This window comes from Burkholderia oklahomensis C6786, from assembly GCF_000959365.1.
Taxonomy (GTDB): Bacteria; Pseudomonadota; Gammaproteobacteria; order Burkholderiales; family Burkholderiaceae; genus Burkholderia; species Burkholderia oklahomensis.
In genome coordinates this window covers 457,508-477,345 of the sequence record NZ_CP009556.1, presented here as the reverse complement: position 1 = coordinate 477,345, position 19,838 = coordinate 457,508, and the positions used below count along the sequence as shown (strand labels likewise).

General features: G+C 66.7%; 15 protein-coding genes. 13 read left to right on the top strand and 2 right to left on the bottom strand.

Annotation, left to right across the window (positions count from 1 at the left end):
* Window positions 1–91: 91 nt before the first annotated feature.
* Window positions 92–739, bottom strand: a complete 648-nt coding sequence (locus BG90_RS20140) for a response regulator (RefSeq protein ID WP_010110829.1) — start codon at window positions 737–739, stop codon at window positions 92–94.
* Window positions 736–2,136, bottom strand: coding sequence for a cache domain-containing protein (locus BG90_RS20135; protein ID WP_010110828.1), 1,401 nt, complete (start codon window positions 2,134–2,136; stop codon window positions 736–738). The genes BG90_RS20140 and BG90_RS20135 overlap by 4 nt, the downstream gene beginning before the upstream one ends.
* 1,204 nt (window positions 2,137–3,340) lie before the next feature.
* On the opposite strand from BG90_RS20135, the gene BG90_RS20130 reads away from it, so the two are divergent.
* The 13 genes from BG90_RS20130 to BG90_RS20070 all read left to right on the top strand — a co-directional run bounded on the left by BG90_RS20130 (window position 3,341) and on the right by BG90_RS20070 (window position 19,837).
* Window positions 3,341–4,039, top strand: a complete 699-nt coding sequence (locus tag BG90_RS20130; protein WP_010110826.1) for an energy transducer TonB — start codon at window positions 3,341–3,343, stop codon at window positions 4,037–4,039.
* Window positions 4,040–4,111: 72 nt separating this feature from the next.
* The gene (locus BG90_RS20125) at window positions 4,112–5,008 is read left to right on the top strand and encodes a MotA/TolQ/ExbB proton channel family protein (RefSeq protein ID WP_025990420.1); all 897 of its coding nucleotides are present in this window, start codon (window positions 4,112–4,114) and stop codon (window positions 5,006–5,008) included.
* A gap of 13 nt (window positions 5,009–5,021) precedes the next feature.
* A complete protein-coding gene (locus BG90_RS20120; protein WP_010121000.1) occupies window positions 5,022–5,444 on the top strand; it encodes an ExbD/TolR family protein in 423 nt (140 codons plus the stop codon).
* 9 nt (window positions 5,445–5,453) lie between these two features.
* Window positions 5,454–5,882 carry an ExbD/TolR family protein gene (locus BG90_RS20115; RefSeq protein ID WP_025990419.1) on the top strand — a complete coding sequence of 143 codons (429 nt, stop codon included), beginning with the start codon at window positions 5,454–5,456 and terminating at the stop codon, window positions 5,880–5,882.
* Window positions 5,883–5,898: 16 nt separating this feature from the next.
* Complete coding sequence (locus BG90_RS20110; RefSeq protein WP_025990418.1) at window positions 5,899–7,098, top strand: tetratricopeptide repeat protein; 1,200 nt, start codon at window positions 5,899–5,901, stop codon at window positions 7,096–7,098.
* A gap of 341 nt (window positions 7,099–7,439) precedes the next feature.
* Window positions 7,440–8,015 carry a helix-turn-helix domain-containing protein gene (locus BG90_RS20105; RefSeq protein WP_010120994.1) on the top strand — a complete coding sequence of 192 codons (576 nt, stop codon included), beginning with the start codon at window positions 7,440–7,442 and terminating at the stop codon, window positions 8,013–8,015.
* Between the two features lie 316 nt (window positions 8,016–8,331).
* Window positions 8,332–11,133, top strand: a complete 2,802-nt coding sequence (locus tag BG90_RS20100) for a TonB-dependent receptor (RefSeq protein WP_025990417.1) — start codon at window positions 8,332–8,334, stop codon at window positions 11,131–11,133.
* A gap of 235 nt (window positions 11,134–11,368) precedes the next feature.
* Complete coding sequence (locus tag BG90_RS20095; RefSeq protein ID WP_010120990.1) at window positions 11,369–13,285, top strand: extracellular solute-binding protein; 1,917 nt, start codon at window positions 11,369–11,371, stop codon at window positions 13,283–13,285.
* Window positions 13,286–13,297: 12 nt separating this feature from the next.
* Window positions 13,298–14,350, top strand: coding sequence for a microcin C ABC transporter permease YejB (locus BG90_RS20090; protein ID WP_010112927.1), 1,053 nt, complete (start codon window positions 13,298–13,300; stop codon window positions 14,348–14,350).
* On the top strand, window positions 14,304–15,419 hold the full coding sequence (locus tag BG90_RS20085) for an ABC transporter permease (protein ID WP_010120988.1): 1,116 nt from the start codon (window positions 14,304–14,306) through the stop codon (window positions 15,417–15,419). Before BG90_RS20090 ends, BG90_RS20085 begins: the two co-directional genes overlap by 47 nt.
* Window positions 15,416–17,050: an ABC transporter ATP-binding protein gene (locus BG90_RS20080; protein WP_045568371.1), complete on the top strand. Its 1,635-nt coding sequence runs from the start codon at window positions 15,416–15,418 to the stop codon at window positions 17,048–17,050. Before BG90_RS20085 ends, BG90_RS20080 begins: the two co-directional genes overlap by 4 nt.
* Window positions 17,043–18,476, top strand: coding sequence for a TldD/PmbA family protein (locus tag BG90_RS20075; RefSeq protein WP_010121109.1), 1,434 nt, complete (start codon window positions 17,043–17,045; stop codon window positions 18,474–18,476). The genes BG90_RS20080 and BG90_RS20075 overlap by 8 nt, the downstream gene beginning before the upstream one ends.
* The gene (locus BG90_RS20070; protein WP_010121107.1) at window positions 18,476–19,837 is read left to right on the top strand and encodes a metallopeptidase TldD-related protein; all 1,362 of its coding nucleotides are present in this window, start codon (window positions 18,476–18,478) and stop codon (window positions 19,835–19,837) included. Before BG90_RS20075 ends, BG90_RS20070 begins: the two co-directional genes overlap by 1 nt.
* Window position 19,838: the final 1 nt, after the last annotated feature.

Here is a 19,838-nt window from a genome sequence, read left to right as displayed (position 1 = left end):
GGCCGGTCCGGCATTCGTCATGCAAAAGGGTGCCGCGCGGCGCCCTTTTTTGTTGCGTTGCTCGCGCTTGCTTGCACACGGCGCCTGACGCTCAGCGCCGGCGATGCTCGACCGCGAACTTGATCAGCTCAGCCTGCCCCTCGATATCGAGCTTGCGTTTCAGGTTCAGCCGATGCGTCTCGACCGTGCGCACCGACAGGCCGTTCTGCTGCGCGATCTGCTTGCTCGACAGCCCTTGTGCGAGCGCATCGAGGATGTCGCGCTCGCGCGGCGTCAGCCGATCGAGCGGCGACGCTTCCGCGCTTGCATGAATCATCCGCGCGGCAAGGCCCTCGCTGAAAAACGTCTGCCCGGCGAGCACCGCGCCGATCGCGCGAACGATCTCGGTCGCGGGCGAATCCTTCAGCAGATAGCCGCTCGCGCCCGCGCGCACGGCCTGCGTCACGTATTCGACGTTGTCGTGCATCGACAGCATCAGCACGCGGATCGCCGGAAAGCGTTCGTGAAAGACGCCCGCGAGCGCGATCCCGTTCATCCCCTGCATGCCGATGTCCATCAGCGCGAGATCGGGTTCGAGCGATTCGGCGAGCGCGAGCGCTTCGTCGGCATTGCCCGCTTCGCCGACGACGGCGAGGCCGGGCGCCGCTTCGAGGCGCATCTTGAGGCCGTCGCGCACGAGCGGATGGTCGTCGACGAGCAAGAGGCGCGCGGTGCGCGGCGTGGAAGAGGCAGGGGTCATCGCGTGGTTCCTGTGGAGGCGGCGCCGGACAACGGCACGCGCGCGGCGACGACCGTGTGTCCGACTTGCGAGCTGATCGCGAGCGTGCCGCCGAGTGCGTCGAGCCGCTCGCGCATGTTGCGCAGGCCGACGCCGCCGCGCGCGTCCGCCTGCGCGCGCACGGCGTCGAAGCCGCGGCCGTTGTCGGCGATCGTCAGCACGACTTCGCGCGACGACATTTCGAGCGCGACGGCGGCACGCGTCGCGTGCGCGTGGCGCAGGATGTTCGTCAGTGCTTCCTGCGCGATGCGGAAGAGCGCGGTTTTCACGGGGGCGGGCAGCGGCGGCGCGCCCCCGTGATCGATCTGCGTGAAGCCGAGCTCGACGCCCGTCTCCGCGCCGAGCTCGCGCACCAGTTGCTCGAGCGCGGCCGCGAGTCCGAGGTCGTCGAGCATCGTCGGGCGCAGCGCGTGCGAGATGCGGCGCACTTCGCGCAGCGTGTCGCCGAGCCGCGCGATGCCTTTCGACAGCGCGGCTTCCGCCGCGTTCTCGCGCGCCGGCAAGCGCGTGAAGCGCTCGAGCGCCGATTCGAACATCAGCTTCGCCGACACCATCATCTGGCTGATGCCGTCGTGCAGCTCGCGCGCGAGGCGCGCGCGCTCCTGCTCCTGCGATTCGACGACCTGCTGCGCGAGGCGCTTGAGCTTCGCGTCCGCACTGCGCGACTCGCTGACGTTCAGCACGAGCGCACACAGCGCGATCACCGCGGCGCCCGCAAGCGCGATCGTGCTGAGCCAAGTCATCGTGCGTTCGATGTTCGCCGATGCGCGTTCGTCGATCCGCGCAAGCGCGGTGTCGACATCGTCGAGATAGATGCCGGTGCCGACCATCCAGCCCCAGCGCGGCAGCGAAACGACGTAGCCGAGCTTCGGCGCGAGCCTGCCCGTCGACGGACGCTGCCACACGTAGCGCACGTAACCGCCGCCGCGCGACGCGGCCGCAATCAGCTGCTGAATCGTCAGCGAGCCTTGCGGATCGCGCAGCGTCCAATAATTGTGTCCGACCCGTTCGGGCTCGCGCGGATGCATCAGCGAATTGCCGTGCAGGTCATAGACGAAGAAGTAGCCGTCGGGGCCGAACTCCATCTTTTGCAGCATCGCGAGCGCCTGCTGGCGCAGCAGCGCGTCGTCGCGCGCGTTGTCGCGGCCCGCCTGGTACAGCGGCGCGACCGCGCTCGTCGCGAGGTCGACGTAATGCTTGAGCTCGATTTCCTTGCTCGACAGATACGCGGCCTCGATCGTCGCGTGCTGCGTGCGCGCGAGCACGGTCGCCTGCTGGCGCACGCCGAGGCCGATCGCCGCGATCGTCACGAGGAAGGGCACGATCGCGAGCAGGAAGATCTTGAATTTCAGTTTCATCGCGACGGGTATCCGCGCATGGGTGCGTGCGCCGCGCGCGCACGGCGAGCCGTACGCGGTGACGCGTCGTCGATTGTCTGTCCGGTCGGCGGCGCGCCGCCTTCAATGATGTCGCGCGCGAGTCTCATCTGGGTTCCATCGCGGGGATTGGCTCATGCCGGCGGGCAGCTTGTGGTTGTCGTTCGGCGCTGCTCGTTCCGCCGAGCGCATTCTAGCGGAAGAATCGCCGGGTCGACTTGACGGCACGCGGCTCGCGCACGGCGAATGTCCGGCGGGCATGTCCGAAACGGTGTCGCTGTTCGATGTGCTTCGCTCGTGCGGATGATGCGTCGAGATGCGCATTCGGCGAGCACACCGGCTCGCGCTTCAAGCGTGAGACGATCGGGATACGGATGATGTGACGAGTGATGTTGCGTGACGCCGCGATGTTCCCGCCATGCCGGCGGCGATCGCGAACTACCGTCCGCGACGTGACGAGCGATCCCGCGTTTCGGCGATGTCGCCGAGATACCGATTCGAACACGCGACATCATGCTCGCAACGACGCCGTGTGCGATCGGCGTTCGTCGACGACGTCGATCCTCGCGAAATTAATTAGAGATGCAAACTGATTGATCGAAGCGAAACCGCCTAAGAAGATGCGAGCGCTCGATGAAATGCTGAAAATGCGAGGATGCACTGAAAACGTAATTTCGAAATTGCAGTGCACCAAATAAGATAATCAGGCTGCTTGGCAGATAATCGAATTGACGATCCATACAAATCAATTACTTTTTCGACGAATTCAATTCAAAACGCTTACTAAATCGTTTTTCGAATAAATGCTCCAAATTTTGTGTGGGCACATCAAATAAAGTTTGACGGCAAAATTTTTTCCTTGCTATCTTCTGCACCCAAGACATGCCTTATAGACAGGCCGCTTGAAGAAAGTAAAGAACGCGCATTTCGTCTGATGATTGCGACGCGAGCCTCTACCTGACGAAAACCTGTCTGATAAGCGTTGCTGCAACAGAAAACCGGCCAATGAGCCTGCGGGGCTAAATCAATAGCGTTGCATCGGCTGAATGCGCATCGAGTAACGAAGCCAATAATTTGTATTCCAAAACAAATTGAAAGCTTGAGATAAAATGGGCGAATGACGGATCTCGTACATCGCGCCGCAACTGAATGGCTGGACGAATCATGCTTGGGGGTGAAAGTGGGTATGAAAGTCGACGAAGGCTTGGCTGTTTCAAACGACGGACTCGCGCGGCTCGGTCGTCCGCGCGAATTCGGCAAAAGGCAGCAGAACCCGGCTCGGCGCTTCGGCGGCCTCGCGATTGTGCTCGCGCTGCACATCGTGCTGGTCTATGCGCTCCTCAACGGCCTCGCGACGAAAGTCGTCCAAGTCATCCAGCATCCGATCGAGACGCGCATCATCGAACCGGTGAAGCCGCCGCCTCCGCCGCCGATGCCGACGGTCAAGCTTCCGCCGCCGAAATTCGCGCCGCCGCCCCCGCCATTCGTCCCGCCGCCGGAAGTACCGGTGCAGGCGCCGCCGCAGCCGACGATCACGCATCAGGCAGCGCCCGTGCCGTCCGCGCCCGCCGTGCAGGCGCCGGTGGCCGCCGCACCCGCGCCGGCCAAGGCCGTCAGTCACGAAGTGGGCGTCGTGTGCCCGAATTCGGACCAGATCCGCGCCTCGATGCAGTATCCGAAGGAAGCCCAGGAGAACAACATCACGGGCGATGTGACGATCGAATTCGTCGTCGATGCCGAAGGACATGTCACGAACGAGCGCGTCGCGCAGTCGGCGGATTCGGCGCTCGATCGTGCGGCGTTCAATGCGGTCAAGCAGTTCAAGTGCGTTGCGCAGGGGCAGTCGGTGCGCGTGCAGGTTCCGTTCTCGTTCAACCTGAACTGAGCCCGTATGCGGGCCGGACAGGATCGGGGCCGAACCTTGTTATTAAGTTCAACGAAAAAATTTGGAGTGGGTATGACGAAGCGTTCACTGGCCGCTCTGGCGGCAAGCATGTTGATCTCCGTCGCGGCGGTTGATGCGCTTGTCGCGCCGCAGCAGGCTTTCGCTCAGGCGAGCGACGCGGCCGTCGCGGTGTCCGCGGCGACCGCGCCACAGACGGCGAACACCGCGGCGGCGCCGGCGCCGCCGCCCGCGCCCGCCGCGACGGAAGCGGTCGAGAATCCGTACGGCCTCGGCGCGTTGTGGAAAAACGGCGACTTCGTCGCACGCTTCGTGCTGCTGCTGCTCGTCGTGATGTCGATGGGAAGCTGGTACATCATGATCGCCAAGTTCCTCGAGCAGCTGCGCGCGAACCGCCGCGCGAAGGTCGCCGACGAGCAGTTGTGGAGCGCGCCGTCGCTCGCCGAAGGCGCGAAGCGGCTCGACGAGGCGTCGCCGTTTCGCTTCATCGCCGAAACGGCGATCGAGGCGGGCGAGCATCACGACAACGCGCTGCTCGAAGCGGTCGACCGCAATACATGGATCGACGTGTCGGTCGAGCGCGCGATCACGAACGTGTCGAATCGCCTGCAAGACGGGCTCGCCTTCCTCGGCACGGTCGGCTCGACGGCGCCGTTCGTCGGCCTGTTCGGCACCGTGTGGGGCATCTATCACGCGCTGACGGCGATCGGCATCGCGGGCCAGGCGTCGATCGACAAGGTTGCGGGCCCGGTCGGCGAGGCGCTGATCATGACCGCGATCGGCCTCGCGGTCGCGGTGCCCGCGGTGCTCGGCTACAACTTCCTCGTGCGTCGCAACAAGTCGGTGATGGAGCGCGTGCGCAACTTCGGCGCACAGCTTCACACGGTGCTGCTCGCGGGCGGCAAGCGCGTGCCGCGGGCGAACGTGCAGACCGCGTCGCTCGTCCGCTGAAGCGAGGTGCGCCATGGCCATGAGCGTCGGGCAGGACGATAACGACGAGGTGATCTCCAACATCAACACGACGCCGCTCGTCGACGTGATGCTGGTGCTGCTGATCATCTTCCTGATCACGATTCCGGTCGTCACGCACACGATCCAGCTGCAGTTGCCGAAGGAAACGATCCAGCCGCTGCAGACGACGCCGAAGAGCGTCGAAATCGCGGTCAATCGCGACGGCGACGTCTTCTGGAACGAGACCCTGGTCGATGCGTCGACGCTGCTCTCGAAGCTGAAGGCGGTATCGGCGATGAATCCGCAGCCGGACGTGCACGTGCGCGGCGACCAGAACACGCGCTACGAGTTCATCGGCCGCGTGATCACCGCATGCGAGCGGGCCGGCATCGCGAAAGTCTCGTTCATTACGGAACCGCCCGCGCGCGGCGGCTAGGAGGCGACGATGGGAATGAACGTATCTTCAAGCGGCGGTGGCGAGCCGGACGTGATGGTCGATATCAACACGACGCCGCTCATCGACGTGATGCTGGTGCTGCTGATCATGCTGATCATCACGATTCCGATCCAGATGCACTCGATCAAGATGAACCTGCCGATCGGCAATCCGCCGCCGCCGGCGACGCAGCCCGAGATCGTGCAGATCGACATCGATTTCGACGGCACGACGACGTGGAACGGCGCGCCCGTCCCGAACCGCGCGGCGCTCGAAGCAAAGCTCGCGCAGGTCGCGGCCGAGCCGGTACAGGCGGAAATCCATTTGCGGCCGAACAAGCTCGTGCCGTACAAGGACGTCGCCGCGGTGCTCGCGTCCGCGCAGCGCATCGGCGCGACGAAGATCGGGTTGATCGGTAACGAGCAGTACATGCAATAACGAAGCGAGCGATCCCATGATGCAACGATGGTTGAAGTGCGCCGTATTGGCGGCCGCGCTCGGAGGCTGCTGCGCGCTCGCAGTGCCGTCCGGCGCCGCGTCCGCCGCCGAAGCGCTGCGCCCGGACGTCGCGCGGCCGCTCGGCGCCGCGCAGGATCTGTATCGCGTGCACAAGTATCGCGATGCGCTCGGCAAGATCGCGCAGGCCGCGGCGGTGCCGAACAAGACGCCGTACGAGACCTACATGGTCGAAGAGATGCGGGGCGCGGTGGCGATGGCGGCGGGCGATACCGGCGCGGCGATCCAGGCGTACGAGGCGGTGCTGGGCTCCGGGCGGCTGTCGAAGGACGACGAGCAGCGCGCGACCGCGGCGCTCGCCGGCGTCTATTTCCAGCAGCGGAACTATCCGCAGGCGATCAGGATCGCGCAGCGCTATCTGAAGTCGGGCGGCGGCGATCCCGACATGCGCACGCTGCTGGTTCAGTCGTACTACCTGTCGAACGATTGCGCGGCGGTGATGGGCCAGCTCAAGCCGAGCGTCGATGCGCAGGTGCGCGCGGGATATGCGCCTGACGAGGCGCAATTGCAGATGCTCGGCACGTGCGCGCAGAAGATGAAGGACGGCGCGACTTATCGGGCGTCGCTCGAGAAGCTCGTCGCGTATCACCCGAATTCCGCGTATTGGGACGAACTGTTCCGTTCGATTCGCGACAAGCCCGGTTATCTGTCGTCGCTCGATCTCGACATGTATCGGCTGCGGCGCGCGACGGGGGCGCTGAACGGCGCCGACGCGTACATGGAGATGACGCAGCTCGCGCTCGTCGCCGGTACCGCCGCGGAAGCGAAGCAAGTGATCGACCAGGGCTTCGCATCCGGCGTGCTCGGCCGCGACGCAGGCGCGGACCGCGAGAAGCGACTGCAGGCGCTTGCGGCGAAGCGTGCGCAGTCGCCGGCCGGCAACGCGAATCCCGTCGCGCCGATCGACGCCGGTATGAACCTCGTGTTCGCCGGGCAGGCGAAGCAGGGCATTGCGGCGATGGAGGCGGCGCTCGCGAAGGGCGGCGTCGAGCATGTCGACGAAGCGCGGCTGCGGCTCGGCGAAGCGTATTACGTTGCGGGCGACAAGGCGCGCGCCGTGCAGACGTTCCGCGGCGTGCAGGGCGGCGACGGCTCGGCGGATCTTGCGCGTCTGTGGGCGCTTGTCGCGGCGAAGTAACGATACGGGATGCGGGACGCGGTTCGGCGTGCGTCGCGGCAGGCTCTCGCGTCGACGGTGCAGCGTTGCGCGGCTACTCGTGCGGGAAGCGCGAAAAACGGCGGTTATCGGCGAAACACGGGAAAGGAGCGGCTTTGCTGATCGGTGAAACGAACGATGTCGTGTTGCGCCGCGCATCCGTGCCCGGGGCGTTCGCGGGCCGCTTGCGCACGACGTCCGCGCGGCCCGCGCGGCCTGCGTCGCGCGCGCCGGCTCGCGGACCGGCTACGCGTGCGATGTGCGCGCAGCGGAGCCGGCTTCCTCATCACAAACGATTCTTGATCGCGGGATTGTGTGTTGTCATGGTTTTGCCACTCGACGAATCGGCGGTAGTCGCAGCCTCGATCGGAATCAAGATACGGGCGCTGCGTCAGCGACTCAAGCTCACGCTCGACGAAGCGGCCGCGGCGGCCGGCATATCGAAGCCGTTTCTGTCACAGGTCGAGCGCGGACGCGCGACGCCGTCGATCACGTCGCTCGTCGGAATCGCGCGGGCGCTCGGCGTGACGATGCAGTACTTCGTCGACGCGCCGACTGAAGCGCGTTCGGTATGCCGCAGCGAAGCACTTCAGTACTTCAGCCTCGCGAATTCGACGAACGCGTTCGCGCGCCTGACGAACGTCGTCGACGGCCGGCAGCTGGACGCGATCCTCGTCCGGATGCCGGCGGCGCAGCCGCTGTCGGAAGTCACGACGCACGCGGGCGAGGAGTTTCTATATGTGATGAGCGGCCGGGTCGAGCTGACGCTGGAGGACGTGACGTTCACGCTGGCGGCGGGCGACACCGCGCACTACGAATCGACGACGCCGCATGCGTGGCGCAACGGCGGCGACAGCGAGGCGCTGATCGTCTGGGTGGGGACGACCAGGTTGTTCTGAGCAGGTTGCGCGGCGCGTGGCGATTCATGAAGGCAAATGTAAGGATTCCTGATGTCATGGGGCGGCGATACGCCGCGACAGCCGGAACGAGAAGAAATGAAACAGCGGGACGTCGCTCCGTTGAAATTTCGTCAACCTAATAAATTGAAAAGAAGCGAAAGATCGTGACAGCGCAAATGCGTCGATGGTTAGGCGGCGTCCGGCGGGCAGTCGGGCAGCAGCGGGGGCGGTACGCGAGTGCCGCGAGTCGGGCGCGGAGTTCAAAAGATTGCCGCGCGCAACGGGTGGGGTCTTACTGACGAGTGAGAGGGGAAAGATGAAGCAAAGAGCATTGGCGTTGGCGATCAAGCGGATCGTCTGGGCCGAGTTGGCGTTGACGGCCACGCTGGCGGCGCCGGCGTTCGCACAGAACCAGCCGGCACCCGGCGCCGCCGCGGCGTCGGCGCAGAACCCGAGCATCGCGGTCGCGCAGGCGGATGCGGCAGCGAGCGCGACGGGCGCCGTTTCGGCGCCCGCGCCCGCTTCCGGCGCCGCGGAGGCGACGGGCGCGGCACCTGCCGCACCTGCCGCAAAGAGCGGCGTCGCGCAGATCAAGCGCTTCGAAGTGACGGGCTCGCTGATCCGCAGCGCCGACAAGGTAGGCTTTCAGCAAGTCCAGACCGTCACCGCGAAGGACATCCAGGACAGCGGCTACACGAACGTCGCGGACTTCCTGCGCGGCGTGTCGGCGAACTCCGCAAGCAGCTGGAGCGAAGGCCAGACGAACGGCTTTGCCGCGGGCGGCGCGGGCATCGCGCTGCGCGGCCTGAGCGAGAAGTACTCGCTCGTGATGGTCGACGGCCAGCGCGTCGCGCCTTACGCGTTCGCGTCGAACGGCACCGATACGTTCTTCGACCTGAACACGCTGCCCCTCAACATCATCGACCGCATCGAGATCGTGAAGTCAGGCGCCGTGTCGCAGTACGGCTCGGATGCGATCGCGGGCGTCGTCAACATCATCACGAAGCACAATTACCAGGGGCTGCAGCTCGACGGCAGCTACTCCGGCGCGACGCAAGGCGGCGACGGCACGACGAAGTTCAGCATTCTCGGCGGCTTCGGCGATCTGAACGCCGACCGCTTCAACATCACGGCGGCCGCGAGCTACTACAAATCGAACGGCTTCACGATCGCCGATCGCGACACGACGAAGAACCAGGACTTCACGAACCGGTCGGGTGGGCTGTCGCTGCTCGCGCCGTCGTTCTGGCAGACCAACGGCGGCGCGACCGCGCAGGCGCTCAGCAACTGCCCGTTCGGCGGCGCTGTGCGCCCCGCCGCGAGCAACTATCTGAGCGCGGGCGCCGGCATGGGCGGCACCGTGTGCGGCTTCAACTCGGCGGAGTCGACGTCGATCGCGCCGTGGACCGAGCGCCTGAGCGCGAAGGTGCATGCGGACTTCAAGATCGACGACAAGACGACCGCGTTCGCCGATCTGTGGGAAAGCAACAATACGACGGTGCAGAACAACGGCGTGCTGACGGTGGGCAGTCCGACGACGCCGAGCCTCGTCCTCAATCCGGCGACCGGCAAGCTGAGCCAGTTCAATTCGGTCGTCCCCGCGAGCAATCCGTACAACCCGTTCGGCGTCGACACGCCGCTCGCGTACACGTTCCCGGCAGCGGCGTCCGACCGGACGAGCTCGAACTTCTGGCGCGCCGCGACGGGCGTCAAGGGCTCGTTCGCGCTGCCGTACGGCGACTGGGACTGGTCGGCCGCGTACACGCACTCGCAGAGCGTCGTGTCCAACACGTTCAACAACGTGCTGAACGCATCCGTCGTCAACGACATCTACCAGAACGGCACGCTCAACTTCGCGAATCCGTCGGCGACGCCGAACGCGTTCAACGGCCTGTACATGAAGACGAGCAACCTGGGCATATCGAAGCTCGATGCGCTCGACGCGACGCTGTCGACGCCGAACCTGTTCAAGCTGCCCACGGGCGACGTCGGCTTCGGCCTCGGCGCGCAGTTCCTGCACGAAAGCGAGTTCATCGGCCAGGGTTCCGAGGCGCTGAGCGGACAGGTCCTGAATCCGCTCACCCAATCGGTGAACGGCTCGCGCAACGTCGCGGCGGTCTACTATCAGTTCGACATCCCGATCATCAAGAATCTGACGTTCAGCCAGTCGGGACGCTACGACCATTACAGCGACTTCGGCGGCGCGTTCTCGCCCCGCTTCGCGCTGCGCTATCAGCCGATCAAGGAATTCACGATGTACGGTTCGTACAATCGCGGCTTCCGCGCGCCGACGTTCGTCGAGAACACGCCGTCGCAGAACATCGGCCTGCAAACGTTCGGCAACTCGCTCGTCAACACGCTGCAGACCGGCAACACGAGCCTGCAGCCCGAGCGCACGCGCAACATCAACATCGGCTTCCAGGCTTCGCCGACGCGCTACACGGACTTCGGCTTCGACTTCTACAAGATCTTCATCGACAACGTGATCGGTCAGGCGAGCCTGAACTCGGTGATCGCGGGCAACAATCCGTCCCAGGTCGTGCGCGATCCGGTGACGGGGCAGATCACGTACGTCGTGCTGCCGTATCAGAACCTCGGCACGCTCGAGACCGACGGCTTCGAGATGACGTTCCGTCAGGCGCTGCCGACGAAGTACGGCACGTTCACGCTGTCGGCCGACTGGGCGTACGTGCATCACTTCAACATCGGCTTCCCGGGCGCGGCGACCGTCGATTCGGCGGGCAACAACTTCGCGATCACGCAGCCGTTCGGCGCGAGCATCCCGCGCTGGAAGGGCAATACGTCGCTGAACTGGGCGTATCGCAAGTGGAACGCGACGCTGAGCTGGGAGTTCACGGGGCCGTACGCGCAGGCGCTCGGCGTTTCCGCGCCGACGCAGGCGGCGGACCACGTCGGGTCGTACAGCCAGTTCAACCTGTATGCGAGCTACACCGGCTTCAAGAACTGGACGCTGTACGGCGGGATCAACAACATCTTCGACCGTGCGCCGCCGTTCGATCCGGTCTGGCAGAACGCGCTCAACCAGAACGGCTACGACCAGTCGCTGTACATGTACTACGGCCGTGTGATCCAGGTCGGCGCGACGTACAAGTTCTGACGCCGTTCCGCATCGTCCATCGACATTCGGCGGGCCGCTCCGCTTCCCTAACCACCCCTTTGGAGCGGCCTCTTTTTTGCCCGATGCCGAGAGACGAAGCAGCAGCGAAACAGCGGCGAGACGGGACCGGATGTGCGGCGCTGGACGCGAATCGTCCACGCCAATCCGTCACGTTCGAATTGATTTTTCATCGGCGTGACGCCGATATGATCGTACGCAGGTGACGATGAGACCAATGACGTTGCGTTTGCCGTCCGCGGCGTGCTTCGCGAGGCGCGCATGGGCCGCCGTGCGGATCGCGGCCGTCGCGTGCGGGACATTCGTCGTGTGCGCCGCCGCGCCGTCGAGCGCGCACGCCGCCGCGGCGCTCGCGCAATACGGCGAACCGAAGTATCCGCCCGCCTTCACGCATTTCGACTATGCGAGCCCCGGCGCGCCGAACGACGGCGCGCTGAATTTCGAGAACTACAACGAGGCGCAGAGCTACGATTCGCTGAATCCGTTCCTCGTGCGCGGCTCGCCCGCGCCGGACATCCAGAACCTGATGTTCGACACGCTGATGCAGCGCAGCTGGGACGAGCTCGCGTCCGAATACCCGCTGATCGCGGACGGCGTCGATGTCGCGCCGGACCGCGGCTCGGCGACGTTCCATATCAATCCGGCCGCACGCTTTTCGAACGGCGATCCGATCACCGCGGCCGACGTCAAGTATTCGTTCGATATGCTGATGAGTCCGCAGGCGTCGCCGCTCGTCAACGCGCAGTTCGCGATCGTCAAGCGCGCGACGGTCGTCGACCGGCTGACGATCCGCTTCGACTTCAAGCGCCCCGAGCGCGCCGCGCCGCTGATTGCGGGCGATCTGCCGGTGTTCTCGCCGAAATGGGGGAGGCGGGCGGACGGCACGCGGCCGCCGTTCGACCAGATCGTGAGCGACCCGCCGATCGCGAGCGGCGCGTACCTGATCGAGCAGCGCAAGAACGACAAGCAGATCGTCTACGCGCGCAATCCGCATTACTGGGCGGCCGATCTGCCGGCGCGGCGCGGGATGTTCCGGTTCGCGCGCGTGTCGTTCAAGCTGTATCTCGATCAATACACGATGCTCGAAGCGTTCAAGGCGGGCGACGTCGACGTGCGGATGGAATACAGCTCGACGCAGTGGGCGCGCCGCTACGTCGGCAAGAACTTCCGCAACGGCATGCTGAAGAAGGGCGAGTTCCCGGACGGTCCCGCGCAGATGCAGGGCTTCCTCATCAACATGCGCGAGCCGAAATTCCGGGACGTGCGCGTGCGCCACGCGCTGGCGCTCGCGTTCGATTACGACTGGATGAACCGGATGATGTTCTACGGTCAGTACCGGCGCACGAACAGTTTCTGGGAGGCGAGCCCGTTCGGCGCGTCCGGGATGCCGAGCGGGAAGGAACTCGCGCTGCTCGATCCGTATCGTGCGGAGCTGCCGCCCGAAGTGTTCGGCCCGATGGTCAAGCAGCCGACGACGCTGCCGCCCGGCTCGCTGCGCGAGAACCTGAAGCAGGCGCGCGACCTGCTCGCGCAGGCCGGCTGGCATTATCGCGACGGCGCGCTGCGCGACGCGAGCGGCGTGCCGATGACGATCGAGATCATGGACGACGAGCCCGGCATGGATCGATTGATCCTGCCGTACATCCAGGCGCTCGGGATGCTGGGCATCCAGGCGCACATGCACGAGATCGACAGCGCGCTGTACCAGAAGCGCCTCGACAACTTCCAGTACGACATGACGACGCTGATCTATCCGCCCGTCACGATTCCCGGCGCGGAGCTCGTGCGCCGCTTCGGCAGCGCGGCGGCGTCGGAGGTCGGTTCGGAGAACTATCCGGGCGTGCGTTCGAAGGCGGTCGACGCGCTGATCCGCGCGGCGCTCGCGGCGGACACGCTCGACGATCTGCAAACGGCGACGCACGCGCTCGACCGCGTGCTGATCAACCTGTACATCCTCGTGCCGCAGTACTACCTGCCGAACGCGCGGATCGCCTACAAGACGACGTACGGGCATCCGTCGGTCATTCCGGCGTCCTATCAATACGAGGACTGGATCATCGACTACTGGTACCGGAAGAAGCCGGCGGCCGGCCCGGCGCAGGCGCCGGCGTCGAACCCGGGCCCGGCCGCGTAGCGGGGAGCGACGATGCTTGCATACATTCTCAGACGATTGCTGCTGATGGTGCCGACGCTCGTCGGCGTCGTGACGATCACGTTCGTCGTCACGCAATTCGTGCCGGGCGGCCCGGTCGAGCAGGTGCTCACGCAACTGCGCCACGGCACCGCGCGCGGCGGCGAGGCGGGCGGCGGCGGGGGCGGCTATCACGGCAGCCAGGGCGTCGATCCGCAGCAGATCGAGCAGATCAAGAAGCAGTTCGGCTTCGACAAGCCGCCGCTCACGCGCTACGTGATGATGCTGAAGAGCTACGCGACGTTCGATCTCGGTCAGTCGTACTACGCGCATGCGAGCGTGTGGAGCGTGATCCGCGCGAAGCTGCCGGTATCGATCACGCTTGGGCTTTGGACGGTGATCCTCACCTACCTGATCTCGGTGCCGCTCGGCATCGCGAAGGCGGTTCGCAACGGCTCGCGCTTCGACACCGTGACGAGCGTGCTCGTGCTCGCCGGCTACGCGATTCCCGGCTTCGTGCTCGGCGTGCTGCTGCTGATGCTGTTCGGCGGCGGCACGTTCTGGCAGGTGTTCCCGATGCGCGGCCTCACGTCGGACAACTTCGACGAGCTGTCCGCGCTCGGCAAGGTGCTCGATTATCTGTGGCACGTCGTGCTGCCCGTCACCGCGTCGGTCGTCGGCAATTTCGCGATCGTCACGATCCTGACGAAGAACACGTTCCTCGAAGAGATCGGCCGGCAATACGTGCTGACCGCGCGCGCGAAGGGCGCGCCGGAGCGCGACGTGCTGTGGAAGCACGTGCTGCGCAACGCGGCGATTCCGCTCGTCACCGGCCTGCCCGCCGCGTTCGTCGGCGCGTTCCTGAACGGCAACCTGCTGATCGAGACGCTGTTCTCGCTCGACGGCATGGGGCAACTGTCGTACGACTCGGTGATCCGCCGCGACTATCCGGTCGTGCTCGGCTCGCTGTTCCTGTTCACGCTGATCGGTCTCGTGACCAAACTCTTCGCTGACGTCTGCTATGTCCTCGTCGACCCCCGCATCCAATTCCACCGCGTGGACCACTGATCCCGCGTGCGTCGCGTGCGCGGCGTCGCCGTCGCCGTGGCGGCGCACGTGGCTGCGCTTTCGCGGCCAGCGGCTCGGCTACTGGAGCCTCGTGATCTTCGCCGTGCTGTTCGCGATCAGCCTGTTCGCCGACGTGCTGTCCAACGACCGGCCGCTCGTCGTCCGCTACGAAGGGCACTACTACTTCCCGATCGTGAAGGATTACCCCGAGACGCGGTTCGGCGGCGATTTTCCGGCGAAGGCGAACTACCTCGATCCGTACATCCGCTCGAAGATCGAGTCGAGCGGCAATTTCGCGATCTATCCGCCGAACCGCTACCGCTACGACACGATCGACTACTTCGCGTCGCGCCCGTATCCGGCGCCGCCGTCGGCGAGCAACTGGCTCGGCACCGACCAGTTCGGCCGCGACGTGCTTTCGCGGCTGCTGTACGGCTTCCGGCTGTCGGTGCTGATGGCGGTCGCGCTGATGGTGTCGGGCGTCGCGATCGGCGTGCTGACGGGCGCGCTGCAGGGCTTCTACGGCGGCCGCGCCGATCTGATCGGACAGCGTCTGATCGAGATCTGGAGCGCGTTGCCCGACCTGTATCTGCTGATCATCTTCGCCGCGATCTTCGAGCCGTCGCTGTGGCTCCTGTTCATCCTGCTGTCGATGTTCGGCTGGCTCGTGCTGTCCGACTACGTGCGCGCCGAGTTCCTGCGCAACCGCGCGCTCGATTACGTGAGGGCCGCGCGCACGATGGGGCTCACGAACCGGCAGATCATCTGGCGGCACGTGCTGCCGAACAGCCTCACGCCCGTCATCACGTTCCTGCCGTTCCGGATGAGCGCGGCGATCCTGTCGCTGACGAGTCTCGATTTCCTCGGCCTCGGCGTGCCGCCGCCGACGCCGAGCCTCGGCGAGCTGCTGCAGGAAGGCAAGAACAATCTCGACGCGTGGTGGATCTCGATGTCGGCGTTCGCGGCGCTCGTCGTCACGCTGCTGCTGCTGACGTTCATGGGCGACGCGCTGCGCAACGCGCTCGACACGCGCACGCGCGGCTCGGCGTTCGGCGGAGGTCCGCGATGACCCGGCCGCTGCTCGAAATCGACCGCTTCTCCGCGGCGTTCGGCGACAGGATCGCGGTGTGCGAACTGAGCCTGTCGGTCGCGCGCGGCGAGCGCGTCGCGCTCGTCGGCGAATCCGGCTCGGGCAAGAGCGTCACAGCGCTGTCGATCCTGCGGCTCGTCCAGCACGCGACGCTGTCCGGCCGGATGCTGTTCGACGGCGAAGACCTGCTGGCGAAGACCGAGCGGCAGATGCGCGGCATCCGCGGCGCGGACATCGCGATGGTGTTCCAGGAGCCGATGACGGCGCTCAATCCGCTCTACACGATCGGCAAGCAGATCGCCGAGAGCCTGCGGCTGCACGAAGGATTGCGGCCGGGCGAAGCGCGGATGCGCGGAATCGAGCTGCTGCGGCGCACCGGCATTCCGGAGCCCGAACGAAGGATCGACAGCTTTCCGCATCAGCTGTCGGGCGGCCAGCGGCAGCGCGCGATGATCGCGATGGCGCTCGCGTGCCGGCCGCGCCTGTTGCTCGCCGACGAGCCGACGACCGCGCTCGACGTAACGGTGCGCGAGCAGATCGTCGATCTGCTGATCGAGCTGCAGGAGCAGGAAGCGGCCGAGCGCGGGATGGCGGTGCTGCTGATCACGCACGACCTGAATCTCGTGCGGCGCTTCGCGCAGCGCGTCGCGGTGATGGAGCACGGCGTGCTCGTCGAGACGGGCGGCACCGACGCGCTGTTCGCGAATCCGCAGCATCCGTACACGCAGCGCCTGCTCGACAGCGAGCCGCAGCGCGCGATCGAGGCGGTCGCGCCGTCTGCGCGGACGATCCTCGATGTCAAGTCGCTCTCGGTCGATTACCGGATCGCGCCGAAAGGCTGGCGAGCGCTGTTCGGCAAGACGGCGTTTCGCGCGGTGCACGACGCGCAGTTCACGCTGCGCCGCGGCGAGACGATCGGCGTCGTCGGCGAATCGGGGTCGGGAAAGTCGACGCTCGCATCCGCCGTGCTCGGGCTGCAGCGGCCGGCGGCGGGCGGGATCGAGATCGACGGGCTGCCGCTCGATTCGTCGCGGTCGTCGCGCGGCCGTCGCGACCTGTACCGGCGGATGCAGGTCGTGTTCCAGGATCCGTTCGGCTCGCTGTCGCCGCGAATGACGGTCGAGCAGATCGTCGGCGAGGGGCTCGTCGTGCATCGGCCGGAGATCGTCGGCGACGCGAAGCGCGCCCGCGTCGCCGGGCTCCTGCAGGAAGTCGGCCTGCCGGCCGAGGCGATGCTGCGCTATCCGCACGAGTTTTCCGGCGGCCAGCGGCAGCGGATCGCGATCGCGCGCGCGCTCGCGGTCGAGCCCGAGCTGCTCGTGCTCGACGAGCCGACGAGCGCGCTCGACGTGTCGATCCAGAAGCAGGTGCTGAAGCTGCTGACGAATCTGCAAAAAAAGTACAAACTCAGCTACTTGTTCATCACGCACGACCTGGCGGTGATGCGGGCGATGGCCCATCGGGTGATCGTGATGAAGGAAGGGCGCGTGGTCGAGGCGGGCGACACGCTGGACGTGCTGGACGCGCCGTCGCACCCGTATACGCAATCGCTGCTGGCGTCGTCGATGCTGACGCCGCGGCGCAGTCTGCGAGAGAGGGCAGATGATTGACGAACGCTGGGCGCAGGCCGCCCGACAATTGCGCAGCGACGCCGGGTTCTGGTCGCTGCGCGTCGTCGACGAACGGATCGACGAACACGAGGTGCGCAACGACGTCGCGCAGCCGCTCTCGAGCGTGCGCGATCGCGGCGCGATGCTGATCGCGTGGTCCGGCGCGGGCGCGGGCTACGCGGCAACGGCCGATCTGTCGGTCGCCGGCCTGCAGGCGGCGCTCGATGCGGCCGCCGCGCGCGCGAAGGCGAGCGCCGCGCTGTCGCTGATCGACCATCGCGCGGTCGCGCGGCCGGACGCGAGCGGCGGCTACGTGTCGCCGCACGCGGACGACGCGCTGCCGGCCCGCGCCGAATGGATCGAGCGCCTCGCGCACGAATGCGCGGCGGCGGCCGTCGATGCGCGTATCGTCGAGCGCACCGCGGGCGTGATGCTCGTGCACACCGATCAGCTCTACGTGACGAGCGACGGCGTGCGGATCGACCAGCGCTTTCGCCACGTGATGCCGCAGTTGAGCGTCGTCGCGCATGCGGACGGCGACACGCAGGTGCGCACGCTCGGCAACGCCGGCACGCTCGCGCAGGGCGGCCTCGACGTGCTCGCGCGCTACGGCTTCGACGGCGCGGGCGCGCGGGTCGCGGACGAGGCGCTGCAATTGCTCGCCGCGCCAAACTGCCCGTCCGGCCGCCGCGACCTGCTGCTGATGCCGGACCAGATGATGCTGCAGATCCACGAATCGATCGGCCATCCGCTCGAACTCGACCGGATTCTCGGCGACGAGCGCAACTTCGCCGGCTGGAGCTTCGTGAAGCCGGAGATGTTCGGCTCGTATCAGTACGGCTCGCCGCTCTTGAACGTGACGTTCGATCCCGCGCTGCACGGCGAGGCGGCGTCGTACGCGTTCGACGACGACGGCAGCGCCGCGTGCAAGGCGTACCTGATCCGCGACGGCGTGCTCGAGCGGCCGCTCGGCGGCGCGCTGTCGCAGGCGCGCGCGGGCTTGCCGGGCGTCGCGAACGCGCGCGCGTCGAGCTGGAACCGGCCGCCGATCGACCGGATGGCGAACCTGAACGTCGAGCCCGGCTCGCAATCGTTCGGCGAGCTCGTCGCCGGCATCGAGCGCGGCATCCTGATGCGCACGAACACGTCGTGGTCGATCGACGATCATCGCAACAAATTCCAGTTCGGCTGCGAGTTCGGGCAACTGATCGAGAACGGCAAGCTGACACAGGTCGTCAAGCGGCCGAACTATCGCGGCATCTCCGCGAGCTTCTGGCGCAGCCTGCGCGCGGTCGGCGACGCGAGCACGTTCGGCGTGTACGGCACGCCTTACTGCGGCAAGGGCGAGCCCGCGCAGATCATCCGCGTCGGCCACGCGTCGCCCGCATGCGTGTTCGCCGACGTCGACGTGTTCGGAGGCGCGTGATGGCCGATTTCACGAAGCCGGGGCACGCCGCCCCGATCGATTGGCACGCGCATTTCGCGCGGCTCGCGGACGAAGCCGAGCGGCTGAAGCGGCCGGGCGAGACGGTGCTGCTGTGGTTCGCCGGCGAGACGTCCGATTTCATCCGTTTCAACGCGGGCAGGATCCGCCAGACGGGGCGCGTGCTGCAGGGCAAGCTCGGCGTGCGGCTCGTCGGCGGCGCGCGGCAGGCGTCCGTCACGCACACCGTGTGCGGCGATCCGGCCGCGGATCTGCCCGAGCTCGCGGAAGCGCTCGCGACGCTGCGCGACAGCCTGCGCGACGCGCCGGACGATCCGCATCTGTTGTTCGACACATCGTCGTGGCAGCAGTCGAGCCGCCGCACCGGCCGCCTGCCGGATCCGGACGCGCTCGCGCGAATCGTCGCGGACGCCGCGCGCGGGCTCGATTTCGTCGGCTTCCACGCGGGCGGCGCGCTCGTGCGCGGCTTCGCGTCGTCGACGGGCAGCCGCGGCTGGCACGAGGTCGAGAACTTCGACTTCAGCTGGTCGCTGTACGACCCGAGCGGCCGCGCGATCAAGACCGTCTATGCGGGCGACGCCTGGAGCGACGCGGTGCTCGCGCACAAGATCGAAGAGGCCGCCGCGCGGCTGCCGGTGCTCGGCCGCGCGCCGAAGGCGCTCGCGCCCGGGCGCTATCGCGCGTATCTCGCGCCCGCCGCGGTGCAGGAGATCGTGAGCCTGCTCGGCTGGGACGGCTTTTCCGCGCGCGCGAACGCGAGCGCGCGCAGCAGCCTGCATCGGCTGCACGCGGGCGAAGCGGCGCTCGATCCGCGCGTGACGATCGCCGAGGACTTCTCGCTCGGCGTCGCTCCGGCGTTCAACGCGGACGGCTATCGGCGCGACAGCGTGCCGCTCGTCGTCGCGGGGCGCAGCGCCGGGCAGCTCGTCAGCGCGCGCACCGCGCGCGAGCACGGCCTGAATCCGAACGGCGCGACCGCATATGAAGTGCCGGAGACGCTGTCGATCGCGGGCGGCACGCTCGCCGACGCCGACGTGCTCGCGGCGCTCGACACCGGTCTGTACGTCGGCAATCTCTGGTATCTGAATTTCTCGGACAAGATGAATTGCCGGATGACCGGCATGACGCGCTTCGCGACGTTCTGGGTCGAAGGCGGCAGGATCGTCGCGCCCGTCGACGCGATGCGCTTCGACGACAGCCTGTACCGGCTGCTCGGCGACGAGCTCGAGCAGCTCGGCGCCGCGCCGGAACTGCTGCTGAACGATCAGTCGTGGGGCGAGCGCGCGACGGGCGGCGCGAAGTTGCCGGGGCTGCTCGCGCGGTCGTTCGAGCTGACGCTGTAGC

Bases quoted from the DNA above. Each gene is read 5' to 3' on its own strand.
- BG90_RS20140 (WP_010110829.1), bottom strand. From the start codon at position 739: ATGACCCCTGCCTCTTCCACGCCGCGCACCGCGCGCCTCTTGCTCGTC.
- BG90_RS20135 (WP_010110828.1), bottom strand. From the start codon at position 2,136: ATGAAACTGAAATTCAAGATCTTCCTGCTCGCGATCGTGCCCTTCCTC.
- BG90_RS20130 (WP_010110826.1), top strand. From the start codon at position 3,341: ATGAAAGTCGACGAAGGCTTGGCTGTTTCAAACGACGGACTCGCGCGG.
- BG90_RS20125 (WP_025990420.1), top strand. From the start codon at position 4,112: ATGACGAAGCGTTCACTGGCCGCTCTGGCGGCAAGCATGTTGATCTCC.
- BG90_RS20120 (WP_010121000.1), top strand. From the start codon at position 5,022: ATGGCCATGAGCGTCGGGCAGGACGATAACGACGAGGTGATCTCCAAC.
- BG90_RS20115 (WP_025990419.1), top strand. From the start codon at position 5,454: ATGGGAATGAACGTATCTTCAAGCGGCGGTGGCGAGCCGGACGTGATG.
- BG90_RS20110 (WP_025990418.1), top strand. From the start codon at position 5,899: ATGATGCAACGATGGTTGAAGTGCGCCGTATTGGCGGCCGCGCTCGGA.
- BG90_RS20105 (WP_010120994.1), top strand. From the start codon at position 7,440: ATGGTTTTGCCACTCGACGAATCGGCGGTAGTCGCAGCCTCGATCGGA.
- BG90_RS20100 (WP_025990417.1), top strand. From the start codon at position 8,332: ATGAAGCAAAGAGCATTGGCGTTGGCGATCAAGCGGATCGTCTGGGCC.
- BG90_RS20095 (WP_010120990.1), top strand. From the start codon at position 11,369: ATGACGTTGCGTTTGCCGTCCGCGGCGTGCTTCGCGAGGCGCGCATGG.
- BG90_RS20090 (WP_010112927.1), top strand. From the start codon at position 13,298: ATGCTTGCATACATTCTCAGACGATTGCTGCTGATGGTGCCGACGCTC.
- BG90_RS20085 (WP_010120988.1), top strand. From the start codon at position 14,304: ATGTCCTCGTCGACCCCCGCATCCAATTCCACCGCGTGGACCACTGAT.
- BG90_RS20080 (WP_045568371.1), top strand. From the start codon at position 15,416: ATGACCCGGCCGCTGCTCGAAATCGACCGCTTCTCCGCGGCGTTCGGC.
- BG90_RS20075 (WP_010121109.1), top strand. From the start codon at position 17,043: ATGATTGACGAACGCTGGGCGCAGGCCGCCCGACAATTGCGCAGCGAC.
- BG90_RS20070 (WP_010121107.1), top strand. From the start codon at position 18,476: ATGGCCGATTTCACGAAGCCGGGGCACGCCGCCCCGATCGATTGGCAC.